The sequence below is a fragment of the Olsenella sp. SW781 genome (assembly GCF_012027725.1).
Lineage (GTDB): Bacteria > Actinomycetota > Coriobacteriia > Coriobacteriales > Atopobiaceae > Thermophilibacter.
Map to the genome: position 1 here is coordinate 19,794 of NZ_SJOU01000008.1, position 17,658 is coordinate 37,451.

16 protein-coding genes are annotated in these 17,658 nt (G+C 67.7%); 11 read left to right on the forward strand and 5 right to left on the reverse strand.

Features of this window, described 5'->3' with window-relative positions; all coding sequences use genetic code 11:
- The first annotated feature begins 73 nt into the window (after positions 1 to 73).
- On the forward strand, positions 74 to 1,075 hold the full coding sequence (locus tag E0L17_RS06115) for a DUF362 domain-containing protein (protein WP_167930374.1): 1,002 nt from the start codon (positions 74 to 76) through the stop codon (positions 1,073 to 1,075).
- A 146-nt stretch (positions 1,076 to 1,221) separates the two neighbouring features.
- On the opposite strand, the gene E0L17_RS06120 is transcribed toward E0L17_RS06115, so the two are convergent.
- Positions 1,222 to 3,813: a DEAD/DEAH box helicase gene (locus tag E0L17_RS06120; RefSeq protein ID WP_167930375.1), complete on the reverse strand. Its 2,592-nt coding sequence runs from the start codon at positions 3,811 to 3,813 to the stop codon at positions 1,222 to 1,224.
- A 337-nt stretch (positions 3,814 to 4,150) separates the two neighbouring features.
- Here E0L17_RS06120 and E0L17_RS06125 point away from each other — a divergent pair, with 337 nt between their 5' ends.
- Both E0L17_RS06125 and E0L17_RS06130 read left to right on the forward strand, forming a co-directional pair.
- Positions 4,151 to 4,666, forward strand: coding sequence for a nitroreductase family protein (locus E0L17_RS06125; protein WP_167930376.1), 516 nt, complete (start codon positions 4,151 to 4,153; stop codon positions 4,664 to 4,666).
- 177 nt (positions 4,667 to 4,843) lie between these two features.
- Positions 4,844 to 6,382: a polysaccharide deacetylase family protein gene (locus E0L17_RS06130; RefSeq protein WP_167930377.1), complete on the forward strand. Its 1,539-nt coding sequence runs from the start codon at positions 4,844 to 4,846 to the stop codon at positions 6,380 to 6,382.
- 122 nt (positions 6,383 to 6,504) lie between these two features.
- On the opposite strand, the gene pyrE is transcribed toward E0L17_RS06130, so the two are convergent.
- Positions 6,505 to 7,167, reverse strand: a complete 663-nt coding sequence (gene pyrE, locus E0L17_RS06135) for an orotate phosphoribosyltransferase (RefSeq protein WP_167930378.1) — start codon at positions 7,165 to 7,167, stop codon at positions 6,505 to 6,507.
- Positions 7,168 to 7,291: 124 nt separating this feature from the next.
- Between pyrE and E0L17_RS06140 the strand changes: the two genes are divergently transcribed.
- The 4 genes from E0L17_RS06140 (at position 7,292) to E0L17_RS06155 (ending at position 11,605) form a co-directional block, all read left to right on the forward strand.
- Entirely contained in the window at positions 7,292 to 8,098 is an 807-nt protein-coding gene (locus tag E0L17_RS06140) for a hypothetical protein (protein WP_167930379.1), read from the forward strand.
- The gene (locus E0L17_RS06145; protein ID WP_167930380.1) at positions 8,085 to 8,636 is read left to right on the forward strand and encodes a helix-turn-helix domain-containing protein; all 552 of its coding nucleotides are present in this window, start codon (positions 8,085 to 8,087) and stop codon (positions 8,634 to 8,636) included. Before E0L17_RS06140 ends, E0L17_RS06145 begins: the two co-directional genes overlap by 14 nt.
- Positions 8,637 to 8,796: 160 nt before the next feature.
- Positions 8,797 to 10,200 (forward strand): asparagine--tRNA ligase, encoded by a 1,404-nt coding sequence (gene asnS / locus E0L17_RS06150; RefSeq protein WP_167930381.1) that lies wholly within the window; start codon positions 8,797 to 8,799, stop codon positions 10,198 to 10,200.
- 199 nt (positions 10,201 to 10,399) lie between these two features.
- Positions 10,400 to 11,605 (forward strand): CapA family protein, encoded by a 1,206-nt coding sequence (locus E0L17_RS06155; protein WP_167930382.1) that lies wholly within the window; start codon positions 10,400 to 10,402, stop codon positions 11,603 to 11,605.
- A 54-nt stretch (positions 11,606 to 11,659) separates the two neighbouring features.
- Here E0L17_RS06155 and glpK read toward each other — a convergent pair whose 3' ends face one another.
- Entirely contained in the window at positions 11,660 to 13,156 is a 1,497-nt protein-coding gene (gene glpK, locus E0L17_RS06160; protein WP_167930383.1) for a glycerol kinase GlpK, read from the reverse strand.
- A 146-nt stretch (positions 13,157 to 13,302) separates the two neighbouring features.
- Between glpK and E0L17_RS06165 the strand changes: the two genes are divergently transcribed.
- From E0L17_RS06165 to E0L17_RS06180, 4 genes are all read left to right on the forward strand, one after another.
- Positions 13,303 to 13,557 (forward strand): hypothetical protein, encoded by a 255-nt coding sequence (locus E0L17_RS06165; RefSeq protein WP_167930384.1) that lies wholly within the window; start codon positions 13,303 to 13,305, stop codon positions 13,555 to 13,557.
- Between the two features lie 106 nt (positions 13,558 to 13,663).
- Positions 13,664 to 14,281, forward strand: a complete 618-nt coding sequence (locus tag E0L17_RS06170; protein WP_167930385.1) for a TetR/AcrR family transcriptional regulator — start codon at positions 13,664 to 13,666, stop codon at positions 14,279 to 14,281.
- Positions 14,282 to 14,418: 137 nt separating this feature from the next.
- Positions 14,419 to 15,354, forward strand: a complete 936-nt coding sequence (locus E0L17_RS06175; protein WP_167930386.1) for a hypothetical protein — start codon at positions 14,419 to 14,421, stop codon at positions 15,352 to 15,354.
- Between the two features lie 137 nt (positions 15,355 to 15,491).
- Positions 15,492 to 16,460, forward strand: a complete 969-nt coding sequence (locus tag E0L17_RS06180; protein WP_167930387.1) for a type I phosphomannose isomerase catalytic subunit — start codon at positions 15,492 to 15,494, stop codon at positions 16,458 to 16,460.
- 143 nt (positions 16,461 to 16,603) lie between these two features.
- Here the strand turns inward: E0L17_RS06180 and mscL are convergent, their stop codons facing one another.
- Together mscL and dtd are read right to left on the reverse strand one after the other, a co-directional pair.
- Entirely contained in the window at positions 16,604 to 17,080 is a 477-nt protein-coding gene (gene mscL / locus E0L17_RS06185; protein WP_167930388.1) for a large conductance mechanosensitive channel protein MscL, read from the reverse strand.
- A 76-nt stretch (positions 17,081 to 17,156) separates the two neighbouring features.
- Positions 17,157 to 17,630, reverse strand: a complete 474-nt coding sequence (dtd, locus tag E0L17_RS06190; RefSeq protein ID WP_167930389.1) for a D-aminoacyl-tRNA deacylase — start codon at positions 17,628 to 17,630, stop codon at positions 17,157 to 17,159.
- Positions 17,631 to 17,658 lie beyond the last annotated feature (28 nt).

The following is a 17,658-nucleotide window of genomic DNA, read 5'->3' on the forward strand; positions in this document are numbered from 1 at the left end:
CGTGATTGACAAGTGACGTGACGTCTCCAAAGTTTATAATGAGAGACAGGGAGTGCTCAAAGAAGGAGGCATCATGTCCGAGAAGAACCCACGGCCCGGCACCGGCGGCGAGCGTCGCGTTTCCTATGGGGAGCGTGCTGGGAACGAGTCAATCGTCTACTTCACGCGCGACCTCTCTGCTGCCGGGCTGCGGCGCGCCTACGAGCAGGTGAACGCGCATATCGACGGCAGGGTGGCGGTGAAGCTGCACACCGGGGAGCAGCACGGCCCCAACATCATCCCGCGCCCGTGGGTCGCCGAGCTCCTTGAGAGCGACCTGCCGGAGGCCACGATCGTGGAGACCAACAGCTACTATGCCGGCGATCGCGACTCCACCGAGAAGCATCGCAGGACGCTCGAGGTCAACGGCTGGACGTTCGCGCCGGTCGACATCATGGACGAGGAGGGCGCCACGCCCTTCCCCGTTGCAGGCGGGAAGTGGTTCGACGAGGTGCACATGGGCTCGCACCTTGCAAACTACGACTCTCTGCTCGTGCTCACGCACTTCAAGGGGCACACCAAGGGCGGCTTCGGCGGCTCGGCCAAGAACATCGGCATCGGCTGTGCCGACGGCAAGATCGGCAAGCGGGAGATTCACACCACGCCCGGCTCGGACGACATGTGGGACATCTCGAACGAGGAGTTCATGGAGCGCATGATGGAGTCCGCCAAGGCCGTCTGCGACCACTTCGGCGACAAGATCGCCTTCGTGAACGTGATGCGCAACATGTCGGTCTCCTGCGACTGCGAGGGCACGGCGGCCGAGCCCGTCGTGACCCCCAACGTGGGCATACTTGCCTCCACGGACATCCTAGCGATTGACCAGGCGTGCGTCGACCTCGTCTATGCGATGGGGGAGGAGGACCGCCACGCACTGGTGGAGCGCATGGAGACCCGCCACGGCCTGCGCCAGCTTTCCTATATGAAGGAGCTTGGGATGGGCAACTGGCGCTACGTCCTCGTGGACCTCGACAACGGCGGCGCGCGCATCCTGCCCGAGGACGCCGTGGCGCACGTGGTGCCGTTCGAGGGATAGGAAGCCGACGTTCTTCTCGCCTGCCATAACGGCATTTTTCACAACGCAAAAATACGGCCATCTACCTGCTATTTCTTGTAAAACTGCAGGTAGATGGCCGTAGCGAAAAAACGCGTTATGGCACGCCGTGAGCCAGCCGTGCCAGCCTACTCGTCGTCCACGAACCCCACGCGGTAGGCGGAGAAGACCACGGCGCCCTCGTCCTGCGTGGCGTCGAGGTCCACGTCTCCCCAGATGCCGAAGTCGCGCTCGTCGTCGGAGTCGTGGAATATCTGATGCACGTGCCAGACGTGCGCAGGCTTCTCGTCCTTCTCGTCTATCGAGAGGTACGCGGCGCTGCGGGCGTCGGCGTCCAGCATGATCTCCTCGTGCTCCTCGAAGAAGCGGTCCAGGGCGCGCTGCCACACGGGCGCACGCCAGCCCCACTCGGCGTCGAGCTTGCCGAGCTCGTCCACGGCCTCGTGCGCCGCCAGCCGCACGCGGGCGAAGAGCGCGTTGCGCACGAGCAGCGTGAGGCCGCGACGGTCGTGCACGACCTCGTCCGCCGCGGGCGGTGCGGCGTCGAGCCCCTCCGAGGACCCCTCGCCGGCGGCCGCCCACTCGTCCACGAGGGAGGAGTCCACCGTGCGCACCACGAGGCCCAGCCACGCGATGATGTCGCGCAGGCGCTCGTCGCGCTTCTCGAGCGGCACCGTGCGGTCGAGCGCGCGGAACGCCTCGGAGAGGTAGCGCAGCAGCAGGCCCTCGGAGCGCGCCACGTTGTAGCGACCCACGTACTCCTTGAAGTCGCTTGCGGTCTCCACCATATCGCGCAGCACGGACTTGGGCGAGAGCGCGAAGTCGCGCGCCCACGGGACCTGCTCGCAGTACTGCTCGAAGGCCGGCTCGAGCAGGTCCTCGAGCGGCTTGGGGTAGGTGACCTCCTGCAGGCGCTCCATGCGCTCGTCGTACTCGATGCCCTCGGCCTTCATCTCGCTCATCGCGCGGTCGCGCGCGACGCGCTGCTGCGCGCGCAGGATCTGCCAGGGGTCCTCGAGCGTGGCCTCGGCCATGGAGATGACGTCGAGCGCGTAGGTCTCCGACTCCGGATCCAGAAGCTCGAGCGCGGCCAGCAGAAACGGCGACAGGGGCTGGTCCAGCGCAAAGTCGTCAGGGAGGTCGACGGTCGTGGACCAGGACGTGGACCCGTCGGGCAGCTCCTCGCGCGTGACCACGCCGGCGTCCTGCAGGGTGGCGAAGATCTCGTCCGCGCGCGTGGCGAGCGCGGCCTTCTCCGAATCGGGCTGAGCCGACTCCTCCACAAGGCGGTGGACGCGCGCCCAGGCGTCACCGCCCTGCTCGACCTCGGCAAGCACCATCGAGTGCGTGACCTTCATGCGCGGGCGCAGCGGCTCCGGCACGGCGGCGATTAGGCGCTCGAAGGTCTGCTTGTTCCAGCCGACAAACCCCTCGGGCGGCTTCTTGGTCTTGATCTTGCGCGCCTTCTTGGGGTCGCCCCCCGCCTTGCGCAGGGCCCGTGCGTTCTCTATGTCGTACTCGGTGGCCTCGGCGATGACGTGGCCCTCGGTGTCAAAGCCGGCGCGACCGGCGCGGCCGACGATCTGGTGGAACTCGCGCGCGTTGAGGTGGCGCATGCGCCGTCCGTCAAACTTGGAGAGCGCGGTGAGCACCACGGTGTGAATCGGCACGTTGATACCCACGCCGAGCGTGTCCGTGCCGCAGATGACCGGCAGAAGGCCCTGCTGCGCGAGCCTCTCCACGAGCAGGCGATAGCGCGGCAGCATGCCGGCGTGGTGCACGCCCACGCCGCATCCCAGCAGGCGCTGCAGCGTCTTGCCGAAGGTCGTGGTGAAGCGCGTGCCCTTGATGGCCTCCTTCACGGCCTCGCGCTGCTCCTTGGTGGAGACGCCGTAGCTGGCCAGGCTCTGCGCGCTCGCCAGCGCCGCGTCCTGCGAGAAGTGCACGATGTAGAGCGGCGCCTCGCCCGCGCGCAGCGCCAGCTCGACGGTCCCCTCCAGCGCCGTGTCCACGAACTCGTAGGAGAGCGGCACGGGGCGCGGAGCGTCGGCGATGGTGTCCACGGTGCGTCCGCCGGTGTGCTCGGAGAGCGCCTCCGCGATTGACGAGGTGTCGCCCAGCGTGGCGCTCATGAGCAGGAACTGCGTGTGGGGGAGCGTGAGCAGCGGCACTTGCCAGGCCCAGCCGCGGTCGGGGTCCGCGTAGAAGTGGAACTCGTCCATGGCCACGCAGCCCACGTCGCACTTCTCGCCCTCGCGAAGCGCCTGGTTGGCGAGGATCTCCGCCGTGCAGCAGATGATGGGCGCGCCCGCGTTGATGGACGCGTCGCCGGTGATCATGCCCACGTTCTCGCGGCCAAAGAGTGAGACGAGGTCGAAGAACTTCTCGCTCACCAGGGCCTTGATGGGGGCGGTGTAGTAGGCGCGCCTATCCGTGCACACGCTCATGAAGCACATGCCCAGCGCCACCATTGACTTGCCGGAGCCCGTGGGCGTGCCCAGGATCAGGTGGTCGCCGGCCGCAAGGGAGAGCAGCGCCTCCTCCTGGTGCGGCCAGAGCTCGATCCCGCGAGAGTCCACCCAGCCCAGGAAGAGGTCGAGCGCCTCCTCGGCGGGGATGTTGGGATAGGTCTCCTCGTCCGGCCAGGGGATGAGGCGCCCCAGCGAGCCTGCGGCGTTGGGCCCCTCGTCGACGGACTCGGTTGTGGGGAATGCGGGCATGCGGCCTCCTTGATAGACGGACCACCATTCTAGCGTGCGGGTGGGGAGCGTGCGGCCCGACCAGCCGCGTGAGCGTCTCGGCCTGCCAATCGTGTCGCATAACCGGCCAGTTGCGACGAAGCTGCCGCGTCGGGCGAGGCCCGTCATACCATGAAGCCAACGGGGGTGCCCCTGCCCACGGACGCAGACGCGATGCGCCGCTCCTCCCCTTCCTTCCCGGCCCCGTCAGGCGGGGGCACCCCTCTCTCCCCGCAAGGGGCCGCCGCCTGCCGGCGCCCCCGAGGCGGGAGGCCTCGCGCGGCGTATACTTTCCGAAACCACGTGAGGAGGGACTCCCATGACCGACTTCCAGCAGCTCGCGCACGACCGCTACTCCTGCAGGTCCTTCTCGGACCGCCCGGTGGAGGGCGAGAAGATCGACGCGCTTCTCGACGTCGCCCTCGCCGCCCCCACCGCCGTTGACAAGCAGCCCTGGCATATGTGGGTCGTCGAGAGCCCGGAGGCGGTCGCGCGCCTCGCGGCGCACACGCGGTTCGACTTCGGGGCGCGGGTCATCCTCGTGCTCGGCGCGCTGCCGGAGGAGGCCTGGGTCCGCAAGTACGACGGTCGCAACTTCGCCGACGTCGACGCCTCCATCGTGGGGACGCACGTCATGCTGGCCGCCCATGACCTCGGTCTTGGCACCACCTGGGTGGGGCACTTCGACGCCCCCGCCGTGAAGGAGGCGTTCCCGGAGATGGAGCCCTACGACCTCGTGGCGCTCTTCCCGCTGGGCTATCCCTCCGAGGACGCGGAGCCCGCGCCGATGCACTTCAAGCGACGTCCGTCGGACGAGCTCGTGACCCGAGTCTAGGGTCCCGGCGCCGTGCCCGTGATGCCCTTCTCGCGAGTTGTGCACCTCTGGTTGCATGACGGTTCCGTCACGGTTGCCCGCGACGCGAACTGATACCCTTGAACATGCGCGGAGCCGCACCGGGAGCGGTAAACACAATACGGAGTCGAGACCTTCCCCGCGCAGACGGATGGCATCATGACCAGTAGAAACAACCCTCAGCGCCCGCACCGCCGCACGCGCGGCTCGCAGGCGTCCAGTCCCTACATGCGCCCGATGAACCTTCCCAGCGCGACGTCCTCGCGCGCGGGCGAGACCTCGCGCGGCGCGCGTCCGCAGTCCCGCCCGACCTATCAGTCTGGCTACGATTCCTATGACGACCCCTACGCGGGCTCCTACGCTGACCAGTACGACGACCCCTACGGAGCGAGCTACGACGATCCCTATGGGGACACTGGCTCCTATGGGCGCACCGAGTCCGACTGGCAGGCCCCCATGCCGCGCCAGCGCGCGCCGCGCAGCCGCTACAAGAAGCGGCGCGAGGGGAGGGGCGCCACCATCGTGGGCCTTCTCGTCGTCGCGGCGATCGTGGGCGGCGGCATCTGGATGTGGCTCAACCGCACGGTCAACGTGAGCGTCAACGGGGAGCGCACCGACGTCCGCGTGGACTCCACGCTCGAGCAGATCGTGGAGAGCGAGGGGCTCTCGCTCAAGCCGGGCAACCTCGTCTCCGTGAGCGGCAACGTTCTCACGGAGGGCGGCGGCGACGCGTTCTCTGCCACCGTCAACGGCGAGCAGCTCGACGCGGCCGGTCGCGACGCCTTCCGCGCCAAGGGCAACGAGGAGATCACCTTCGGGGACGGCGCCGACGCCACCGAGGCCTCGCACGAGGAGGAGCGCGAGATCCAGCCCCTGCTCGAGCCGGCGGACTCCGTGGGGTCGGTGACCTTCGTCGCCCAGTACGGCAAGGCGGGGAAGCAGAAGGTCATCGTCGGCGACCAGTCGGGCGAGTCGGTGCCCGGCGACGTCATCGAGCCCGCCCAGAACGTGAAGCTCATGAGCATCAACCCGCAGGCGGACGACGGCCGCAAGCTCATCGCCCTGACCTTCGACGACGGCCCGAGCAGCTATACCCAGCAGTACCTTGACATCCTCTCCAAGTACGGCATCCACGCCACGTTCTTCTGCCTCGGCTCGGCCGCGGCCAACAACCCCGACCTCGTGAAGGCGATCAAGGACCAGGGCTCGCAGGTGGCGTCCCACACGATGAACCACGAGCAGCTCACCGCCGTCGACCAGGCGACGCTGCAGTCGGAGATTACGGAGGCGTTCTCTGCCATCTCCGGCGCGGGCGGCGGGGACACCTCGGTCATCCGCCCGCCCTACGGCTCGTTTGACACGTCGACGTGGCTGGCCTCGGGCGGCACGCTCTCGGCCTCGGTGATCTGGAACCTGGACAGCCTGGACTGGAAGCGGCCGGGCGCCGACACGATCGTCAACAACTGCACGAGCGGCGCCTTTGCCGGCAGCATCATCCTCATGCACGACGGCGGCGGCAACCGCGACCAGGACCTCGAGGCGCTGCCCCGCATCATCGAGCAGCTCCAGGGCGAGGGCTACGAGTTCGTGACCGTGGCGGAGCTCATGGCTTCCGACAGCCGCATCCCGGCCGAGGTGGCCGCCGGCAACGCCCATATCCCCGAGGGCTACACCTGGGCGACGGAGCTCGCCGAGTAGGAATTTGGGGACGGGTTTTCCCTCTCAGAGAGTTTGGGACAGGCCCGGGGCGCAGTAGTAACTGCGCCCCGGGCCTGTCCCAAACTCTCTGAGAGGGAAAACCCGTCCCCAAATGCCGAATGCTACTTCACGCCGTACTGCTCGTAGTAGGTGTCGATGGCGGCCTTGAGCTCGGGCGTGATGACGGTGCCGTCGAGGGCCTCCACCACGTCGGCCATGGAGACGATGCTTGCCACCGGGAAGCCGTACTTCTCCTGGATCTCCTGCTGGGCGGTCACGACGCCGCCCTTGCCGACCTCCATGCGGTTGAGGCTCACGATGAGGCCCTTGACCTCAACGTTAGCGGCGCCGGTGACCTTGGGGTAGGTCTCGTCGATGGACTTGCCCGAGGTGGTGACGTCCTCAATCATGACCACGCGGTCGCCGTCGGCGAGCTTGGTGCCGAGCAGGCCGCCCTTGTCGGCGCCGTGGTCCTTCTCCTCCTTGCGGTCGGAGCAGTAGCGGACCTCCTTGCCAAAGAGCTCGTGGAGGGCGATCGCGGTGGTCACGGCCAGTGGGATGCCCTTGTACGCCGGCCCGAAGAGCACGTCGAAGTCCAGGCCGAAGTTGTCGTTGATCGCGTGGGCGTAGTACTCGCCCAGGCGCTTGAGCTGGGAGCCCGTCACGTAGGCGCCCGCGTTCATGAAGAACGGGGACTTGCGGCCGCTCTTGAGGGTGAAGTCGCCGAACTTCAGGACGTTGGACTCCACCATGAAGTCGATGAACTCGCGCTTGTAGGCTTCCATGTGTGCTCCTTCCAGGGGCGTTCCGTGTGCGTAGCTCGATTTTAGCCTGTTGTTGATGGGCTGACATATTGCATGAATACATACTATATTATATATGCATGTACTATCATGGAGAGGAGGGGATATGAGGCGATATGACATCGTTTCAAGCTTGCAGGATTACCGAGAAATTAGCTGGAGCGAGCGCTCCAACACCTCCGGGACGGCGGGAACCTACCTCAAGGCGCGCGTGGGGAGCGGCTCACGTGCTCGGTACCTCAAGCTGTCGCGCTACAACGGGGTCCGGATAGACGGAACCGAGTGCATAAACGAGCTCGTCGCGAGCCGGCTCATGGAGGCGTTGGGCATCGAGCACGTCCCCTATCGCCTCGTGCACGCGCGCGTGGTTATCGACGGCAGGGAGCATGAGACCTGGCTCTGCTCGTCGAGGAATTTCAGGAGGCCGGGGGAGCAGAAGATGGGGCTGGGAGCGTACTTCGAGCTCCATCACGAGGGGGAGGATGACCCGCTCTCGTTCTGCCGGCGAATGGGGTGGGGCGAGCGCGTCTCCCAGATGATGCTCGTTGACTACCTGCTCGCAAACCGCGATCGCCATGCCTCCAATATCGAGGTGCTCGTTGACCGCACCGGTGCGTCGCGCCTTGCGCCGCTCTTCGATACCGGACTCTCGCTGGTTGCTCCCTATGGGGATGACGAGGAGCGAATCAGCGCCTTCGAGCCGCTCTCTCCCGTGGCGACGACCAACTATCTGGGGTCGCGTTCCCTTGAGGAGAACGTCGCGTCAGTCGCTCCGGTTATGGTGGCGCGGCCGCTCGTGCCTCAGGACAGGGATACGCTGCTCGAGGGGCTCGACAATGCCGCCTCGCCCGTCCTTCTCGAGAAGATCTGGGAGATTGTCTGGGAAAGGTGGCGGTGGTATGCGGCGCTTTGAGGTTATCGACGGGGAGCGTCCGGGCGGGCGATCCTGTGGCGTGCTCAGCTACGACCAGGCGAGAAGGACCTTCTCGTTTGAGGCGGCTCCGGGGGCGACCACACGCGACGTCCCCGCGATGTTCGCCCCATTTCTCGAGCGCGGTGAGCGCAGGGTTCCCGAACGCTGGGTGGCGGAGTGGGTGAGCGAGCGCATCGCCCCACCATCTCGTCAGAACATAGGAGAGGTGCTGCGCGCCAACGACCTCGAATCATACGACCCTGCCGTTCTTCTCGCTGCGGGGCGGGGCAGGAGCACTCAGGATGGCTTCTACTTGAGGGAGATCGGGGATCCCTATCTGGGGGGCGTCATTCTTGGGGAGGGCCTGAGGGCGGCGCGGACCCGGGCGGGGCTGTCGCAGGAGGGGCTCGCCAGAAAGAGCGGCATCTCACAAGAGGCCATCAGCGTGCTTGAGCGCGGGAGCGGCAATCCAACAATGCGAACACTGGAGCGGTTAGCGCGCGCGCTGGGGTGTGGTCTGCACATCGAGTTCTCGTGAGTCAGATGGCGGACTGGTAATCTCGGGTGACCAGTTTCCGGCCAATTGGTCATCTGAGGTTACCAGTTTGCCTATGGGGGCGCGTTCTTCTCGCCCGTCACGCAATGCGGTAGAGTTGAACGTTGGAAAACAGGGCGAGAAGAACGTCAAAGGAGTACCCGTGGAACGCACCCACATCTCTCAGCTCTTCGCCGACATGGACGAGCTCGGCGGAACCACCGTCACCGTTGCCGGCTGGGTCCGCTCGGTCCGCGACATGAAGAACTTCGGCTTCGTGATGCTGAACGACGGCTCGTGCTTCAAGGACCTGCAGGTCGTCATGAACCGCGAGAAGCTCGCCAACTACGACGAGATCGCGGCCACGGGCGTGGGCTCCGCGCTCGTGGTCACGGGAGAGTTCGTGCTCACGCCGGACCGTCCGCAGCCCTTCGAGCTCCAGGCGGCCGAGATTCGCGTCGAGGGCGCCTCCGCCCCGGACTACCCCATGCAGAAGAAGCGCCAGACCCGCGAGTTCCTGCGCACCCAGCAGCACCTGCGCAGCCGCACCAACCTCTTCCGCGCCGTCTTCCGCGTGCGCTCGGTGGCGGCCTTTGCCATCCATCGCTTCTTCCAGGAGCGCGGCTTCGTCTACGTGAACACGCCAATCATCACCACCTCCGACGCCGAGGGCGCGGGCGAGATGTTCCGCGTGACCACGCTCGACGTGGAGAACCCGCCCCGTACCGAGTCTGGCGCCATCGACTGGTCGCAGGACTTCTTCGGCCACGCGGCCAACCTCACGGTCTCGGGTCAGCTCCAGGCCGAGAACTTCGCGCTCTCCTTCGGTGACGTCTACACCTTCGGCCCCACCTTCCGCGCCGAGAACTCCAACACGCGCCGCCACGCCGCCGAGTTCTGGATGGTGGAGCCCGAGATGGCCTTCTGCGACCTCGCCGGTGACATGGCGTGCGTCGAGGAGATGCTCAAGTACGTGATTAACTACGTGATGAACGCCTGCCCGGACGAGATGGAGTTCTTCAACAAGTTCGTGGACAAGGGCCTCGTCGAGCGCCTCACGCACGTTGCCACCTCGGACTTTGCGCACGTCACCTACACCGAGGCCATCCAGATTCTGCAGGAGGCGGCCGCCAGCGGCCACGTCTTCGAGTACCCCGTGGAGTGGGGATGCGACCTGCAGACCGAGCACGAGCGCTACCTCACCGAGGAGCACTTCAAGCGCCCGACCTTCGTGACCGACTATCCCGCCGCGATCAAGGCCTTCTACATGCGCCTGAACGACGACGGCAAGACCGTGGCCGCCGTGGACTGCCTCGTGCCGGGCATCGGCGAGATTGTGGGCGGCTCGCAGCGCGAGGAGCGCCTCGACGTGCTCGAGCGCCGCATCGCGGAGCTGGGCATGGAGCCGGAGCAGTACAAGTACTACCTCGACCTGCGCCGCTACGGCGGATGCGAGCACGCGGGCTTTGGCCTGGGCTTCGAGCGCATGGTGATGTACCTCACCGGCGTGGACAACATCCGCGACGTCATCCCGCACCCGCGCACCGTGGGCAACGCCGACTTCTAGCGACGGTTTGCGCCACCGGCGTGCCACTGGCGTCAGGCTTATTTGGCGCGTGCCACTGGCGTCAGGTTTATCTGGCACGCCCTACGTGGCGTGCCAGATAAACCTGACGCCAGTGGCACGCGCCAAATAAGCCTGACGCCAGTGGCACGCCGGCGGCGCATCGCGGCTATGCTAGGAGCAACCGAGCTGAGGAGGCCCCATGCACGAGCGACGCACGCCCATCTCAGAGCGCCTGCTGACGCGGCGCGGGTTTCTCGCCGCGTCGGCGGCGGGCGTCGGCATCCTTGCGGGGTGCTCGCAAGCGCCCGACGCCCCGCAGGTCGACGAGCTGCGTCCCGCGCAGACCCTCCTCGATGACCCCGCCCCCGAGCCCGAGCGCTCCGAGGTCACCATCCTCATGATCGGTGACGTCCTCGTGCACGAGGGGGTCTGGAGGAGCGGCGAGCGCGAGGACGGCACGCGCGACTACGAGCACCTCTTCGCGCACGTCGCCGACCTCGTCGCGGGGGCGGACGTGGCGATCGTGGACCAGGAGACCATCCTCGGCGGGACGGCGCTCGGGCTCTCGAGCTACCCGACCTTCAACAGCCCGCAGGAGATCGGCTCCGCTGAGGCCGCCGCCGGCTTTGACGTGGTGCTCCACGCCAACAACCACGCGCTTGACAAGGGGATGGAGGGCATCGAGGCCGAGCTCGCGTTCTGGCGCTCGGAGCATCCCGAGGTGGTGGTCACGGGCATGGCGGACAGCGAGGAGGCGGCGGGCGAGATCCCCCTCCTCGAGCGGGGTGACCGACGCGTCGCGGTGCTCTCCTACACGTACGGGACCAACGGCATCCCCCTTCCGGCCGACGCGCCCTGGGCGGTGAGGATGCTCGATGACGCTCAGGTCGAGAAGGACTTCTCCCTGGCGCGGGAGCGCGGGGCCGACGCCGTGGTGGTCTGCCCCCACTGGGGGACCGAGTACGCGGCGGGCCCGGACGACGACCAGCGGCGCTGGGCGGAGCGCTTCGTGGAGCTGGGGGCGGACGTCATTCTCGGCTGTCACCCGCACGTCCTGCAGCCCGTCGAGGAGCTCGTCGCGCCGGACGGGCGCGTGGTGCCCGTGTTCTGGTCCCTGGGGAACTTCGTCTCCGGACAGGCGCGCAAGGACACCATGGTCGGCGGCCTCGCGCGGGTGGCGCTCGCCTTCGAGGGGGACGAGCGAGGCGTCTCCTCATGGCAGATCACGCCGCTCGTCACGCATCGGGCCTCGGGGGCCGACTACACCACCTACCCGCTCGCCGACTATTCCGAGGAGCTCGCGGCGGTCAACCACATCCGCACCGTGTCCGGGCAGACGGACTTCTCGCGCCAATGGTGCGTCGACTTCTGCGCCGAGCGTCTCGGAGACGCCTTCCAGGCCTGACGCCGAGCGCCCCTGACCGCGGTTCCTGCCGCCGCCAGGAACCGCGGTCGCTGGCTACAGCACGCGGCGCACGGCGTCGTGCCAGCCTGCGAGCAGGCTGTCCACGCGCGCGGGGTCCATCGTGCGGCGGAAGACGTCATCGGCCTCTCGCAGGCCACGCAGCTCGTCGGTGCCGCCCCAGAAGCCCGTGTAGAGCCCGGCGAGAAACGCGGCGCCGAGCGAGGTGGTCTCGGTGTTTGCGGGACGACGCAGCTCGCAGCCGAGGAGGTCGGCCTGGAACTGCATGAGGAAGTCGTTCGCCGACGCGCCGCCGTCCACGTTGAGCACGGAGAGCGGGCCGCCCGCATCCGCCGCCATGGCGTCGGCGAGGTCGCGGATCTGGTAGGCGAGCGCCTCGAGGGCGGCCCGCGCCAGGTGCGCGCGTCCGGTTCCGCGCGTGAGGCCGAGGATGGCGCCCCGCGCCTCCGGCTGCCACCACGGCGCGCCGAGGCCCGTGAAGGCGGGGACCACGTAGACGCCGCCCGTGTCGGGGACGCTCCGGGCGAGCGCCTCGGTCTCGGCGGCCGTGCGAATGATCCCCAGCTCGTCGCGGAGCCACTGCACGAGCGCGCCCGCCACGAAGACCGAGCCCTCGAGGGCGTACTGCGTGCAGCGGGCGTCCGGGGGAGCCGCGGCGATGGTGGTCACGAGGCCGTGCCCGCTCGAGCGGGCCTCCCCGCCGGTGTTGAGGAGCATGAAGCAGCCGGTCCCGTAGGTGTTCTTGGCCTGGCCGGGCTCGAAGCAGCATTGGCCAAAGAGGGCCGCCTGCTGGTCTCCGGCCACCCCCGTGATGGGGATGCCCGCCGGGAGCCCCGGGTAGCTCGTCTCGCCGAAGAGGCCGGAGCTGGGGCGGACCTCCGGCAGCAGGCAGGCGGGGATGTCAAAGAGCGCGAGCAGGTCCTCGTCCCAGCGCCCCTCGTGGATGTTGTAGAGCATCGTGCGCGACGCGTTGGTGGGGTCGGTCGCGTGCACGAGCCCGCCGGTGAGCGTCCATACGAGCCAGGTGTCCACGGTGCCGAAGAGCAGGTCCCCAGCTCGCGCGCGGTCTCTCGCGCCCGGAACGTGGTCCAAGATCCACGCTATCTTGCTTGCCGAGAAGTACGGGTCGGGGAGCAGCCCGGTCTTCTCGCGCACCATGGCGCCGACCTCGGCGGGGCCGCAGACGCGCTCGACCATCTCCGCCGTGCGGCGGCACTGCCAGACGATGGCGTTCGATATCGGGACGCCCGTCGAGCGGTCCCATACGATCGTGGTCTCGCGCTGGTTGTCGATTCCGATGGCGTCGACGTCCTCGGCGGTGAGACCGTGTCTCGCCACAAGCTCGGAGAGCGTCCCCAGCTGGGAGAAGAGAATCTCCTGCGGGTTGTGCTCCACCCAGCCGGGTTGCGGGTAGATCTGCTGGAACGGCCGCTGGGCGACGTCCACCATGCGGCCGCCGCGGTCGACGAGCACCGCGCGCGAGGACGTGGTCCCCTGGTCGAGTGCGATGACGTAGCTTCTTCCCGTGCCCATGCCGCTCCTCCCGTCGCTCTCACCCAAGTATCCACCACTCTGCCGACCTGCGGCTTTACCGTCCGCTGACCGGGCCAGCGCAACCGCTCGCGTTGCGCTACCATTCCGGGAGGCATGTTCGTCGCCGCGCCGCCAGAGGAGGGCAGATGGGATTTCGCTGTGCCGACTGCGTGTTCAGCTCGTTCACGTACCATGAGCGCTCGGGCCTGTACCAGGGGGCCTGCAGCCGTGGCTACACGCTGACCGACCCGCACGTCCACACGAGCCCCGAGGACCACTTCGCCGCGGACCCGCGCGACCTTGTTCCCACCGTGGACCCCTTCGGGGAGGAGTATCTCCGCACGTCCTATGTCTGCGAGCGCTTCGAGCGCCCGGGCATGCCCCACGGCGCCCACCGATAGCTCGCACGCGGCGACTCATTCCACCGTTTCCCTTGGGGCCGGGTTGTCGGATAATCTGACTCACGGAAACTGGCCGAGCTCGTTTATCGGGGAAACGGGGGCTGCCATGACACGGGAGCGAGACGAGCGCGCAACTGCCGGTACGAGGGAGAATCTCGTCCGGGCCGCACTGCAGGAGTTTGCCACGAGGGGCTATGACGGGTCGTCGGTGCGGGAGATCTGCGCCGCCGCGGGAGTGACCACGGGCGCCCTCTACTTTTTCTTCAAGAACAAGGAGAACCTCTTCAGGGAGGCGATCTCCCCCGTCATGGAGCCGCTCGAGGACCTCATTCGAAGCGTGGGCTCCGACCGGGTGAGCAAGCTCATCGCCGAGGGACAGGCGCCCGAGGAGGGGCTTCCGGCTCGCGCGAGGAGGTTCCTCGAGCTCTGCGAGGAGCGGCGCGACGTGGTCGACGTGATCAAGAGGAACCGCGCGAGCGCGGTCGTGGAGAAGGTGAGGGGCGAGCACATCGCCGCCCTCTCGGAGACGATCCGGTCCTTCCTGCGCACGAGCGGGGCGTCGGAGATGGCGGAGGACGAGCTCGTGGTGGGATGGCTCGCCAACATCGCCCTCCGCTCGATCCTCGTGGTGGTCGAGCAGGAGGAGAGCCCCGAGGAGGCCCTCAAGCACCTCCGCGTCGTCTCGGAGTTCATCTCGGCGGGCGTGCTCTCCCTGCGCCGCTGAGGCCGCGCCCGCGCCGCTGAGGCCGCGCCCGCGCCGCGACCGTCGCGCGTCGCCGCGTTCTCGTCGTGATACGCCGCCCGATGCGGTAGCCTTTCAGACGGACTTCAGTTTCTGAACGCGCGGGACGAGGAGGCACCATGCAGCGTATGAGAATCGGCACCCTTGCCATTGCGGCAGCGCTCGCCGCGACGCTCGGGGCATGCGGCGGAGGGGCGACGGACGGCGTGGACATTCCCTCGCTCGAGTCCCTCGAGGCGGGCTTTGTCGGCACCTGGGAGATCGAGTCGGCCACGTCGACGGACGGCGACATCACCGCGGATGACATCGCGGCCCTGAACGACCTCGGCATGAACGTGACCGTCGACCTCGGCGACGACGGCACGATGCTCATCGACGTCTTCGGCGACCAGACCACGGGCACGTGGGAGATCAAGGACGAGGGCACCCTCACGCTCTCCATCGAGGACGAGCCCCTCGACGCGCCGGTCGAGGACGGCACGCTCACGCTCTCCTACGAGGGCCAGACCATGACCTTCGAGAAGGTCGACGACGAGCCCGACCTCGATCGCGACCCCTCCGAGAACGCGGGCGGCGTCGCGGACATGGAGGACACGGTGGAGGACCAGATCGACGACGTCGACGACGTCTCGGACCTGGGCTCGGAGATGGACGAGCTCTTCTCCCCGGAGTCTGACCTCGCCATGACCGCGTACGCGGAGGGCGTCACCGTCGACGCGCCGCTCGACGTGACGGTTGCCGACGACGAGACCGCGCTCATCAAGGTCACGGGCTTGGGGACCGACTACGAGGGCGACACGGGCTATCTCGTGACCGTGGAGAACCGCTCGGGGGCGAACTTCGTTGCCATGAACTTCGAGACCTCCGTCGACGGCCAGTACGTCGATGACTACGCCACGCTCGTCCGGCCGGTCCCGGCGGGGGAGAGCCGCTCGGCGTTCTTCTTCTTCGACGCCCAGGCCGTGAGCGTCTCGGCAGACTCCTCCTGCACCGCCACGATCGTGCTCTTCGACGAGTCGCTCAATCCCGTGGCGATGTACGACCTCGCCATCTAGGGCCTCTCGGTCTTTGGCCTTCGGGCTTCGGGCCGGCGAGGCCGGCACCTCGTCGTTCACCTGACAGCGGGGTATGATAGGGCCGGGGCGCCGCACGGGCGTCCCGGCCCAGACGTGAGCGCAGAAACGAGGGAACCATGCCAGACACCACGAGAGACCTGATCTTCCCGACGCCGATCTTCCACGAGAAGATCTGGGGCGGCCGCAAGCTTGCCGACGACTTCGGCTACGAGATCCCCGACGGCCCCATCGGCGAGTGCTGGGCCATCAGCGCCCACCCCAACGGGGACTGCGCGATCAGCGGGGGAGCCTGGGACGGCATGCGCCTCTCCGAGCTCTGGGACCAGCACCGCGAGCTCTTTGGCGGCGTGGAGGGCGATCGCTTCCCGCTGCTCGTCAAGATCATCGACGCCAAGGACAACCTCTCCGTCCAGGTGCACCCCGACGACGCCTACGCCGCCGAGCACGAGAACGGCAGCCTCGGCAAGCGCGAGTGCTGGTACGTGCTCGCGGCGGACGAGGGCACGCAGATCGTCATCGGCCAGCGCGCGCACGACCGCGCCGAGCTCGCGAGCATGATCGACGAGGGGCGCTGGGACGACATGCTCAACCTCGTGCCGTGCCACGTGGGCGACTTCTTCCCCATCGAGCCGGGCACCGTCCACGCCATCCAGGGCGGCACCCTCATCCTGGAGACGCAGCAGTCCTCCGACGTGACCTATCGCGTCTACGACTACGACCGCGTGGGCGACGACGGCAAGCCGCGCGAGCTGCACATCCAGCAGAGCCTCGACGTGGTGGACTACGCAGCGCAGGCGCCGGCCTCCGGCGAGGTCACCGCTCCCGAGGTCGACGGCGTGACCGAGCTCATGGAGTGCCCCAACTTCGTCGTGGACCGCGTCCGCGTGTCTGGCGAGAAGGACGTGGCGCAGCCGTATCCGTTCCTGTGCGTGAGCGTGATCGAGGGCTCCGGCACCGTGTGCGCCGCCGAGGCCGGCGTGGAGCACGAGATCGCCCGCGGGACGCACTTCCTGGCCCCCGCCGGCTGCGGGACGCTGTCCTTCTCGGGCGACATGACCCTCGTGACCTCCCACCTGCCGGAGTAGCCGCCCACTCGTGGCGTGCCATTTGCGCCATTTGCGTCAGACGCCAGTGGCACGCCAAATAAACCTGACGCCAATGGCGCAACACGAAAGCGCCGCCCGACGCAATGCCGGGCGGCGCTTCTGCTGCGGGTATGCAGGGGGGCCTAGGCCTCGATCTTCTCGCCGCAGTGCGGGCAGCGGGTGGCGCCGGCCTTGACCTCCTCGAGGCAGTACGGGCAGTGCGGGGCGGCAGCCTCCTCGGCAGCCTCCTCGTCGGCCTCCTTCTTGGCGAGGGCGTCCATCTTCTCGCGCATGGTGTTCAGGGCCTTGACCAGGCAGAAGACCACGAAGGCGATGATCAGGAAGTTGATCACGGCGGAGATGAAGGCGCCGAGGTCGATGAACTGGTCGGTGCCGGGGACGGCCCAGCGCAGGCCGTTGATGACCTCGGTCGCGCCGTCGGAGGCGCCGCCGGTGATGGTGCTCGTGGAGGTGGTCACGAGGGTGATCAGCGGGTTGATGAGGTTGCTCACGAGCGAGTTGACGATGGCGGTGAACGCGCCGCCGACGATGATACCGACGGCCATGTCCATCACGTTACCGCGGGCGATGAACTCCTTGAACTCATCGACGATCTTCATGCAGGAACCTTTCTGTCTTGGGGCAAAACTCAGCTAGCATAGCATTCTTAATCGACGCAACCGTCGGGAGCCAGATTCAATTTTTGGATGAACTCCAGCCCAGCTCGTCGGTGTCGAGAAGGACGGTGAAGGGCCCGTCGTTCACGAGGCTCACGCGCATGTCAGCCCCGAAGACGCCCCGTCCCACGCGACCGGCCCCGAGGTCCGCCTCCGCGAGGTCGCAGAAGCGGTCGTACAGGCGCTCCGCGAGCTCGGGCCCGGCGGCCCCCGTGAACGAGGGCCGGTTGCCGCGGCGGGCGTCGGCGTAGAGCGTGAACTGGCTCACCACGAGGACCGAGCCTGCGGTGTCCGCGAGCGAGCGGTTGGTCTTGCCCGCGTCGTCCGCGCAGATGCGCAGCGCGGCGACCTTGCGCCACAGCCGTTCCGCCAGCGCCTCGTCATCGCCGGGCGCCACGCCCAGCAGCACGAGGTAGCCGGCGCCGCAGCTGCCCACCACGGCGCCTCCCACCTCCACGGATGCGCGCTCAACGCGCTGTATGAGTGCCCTCATGCGTCTCTCCCGTCGTCTCCCATGACCT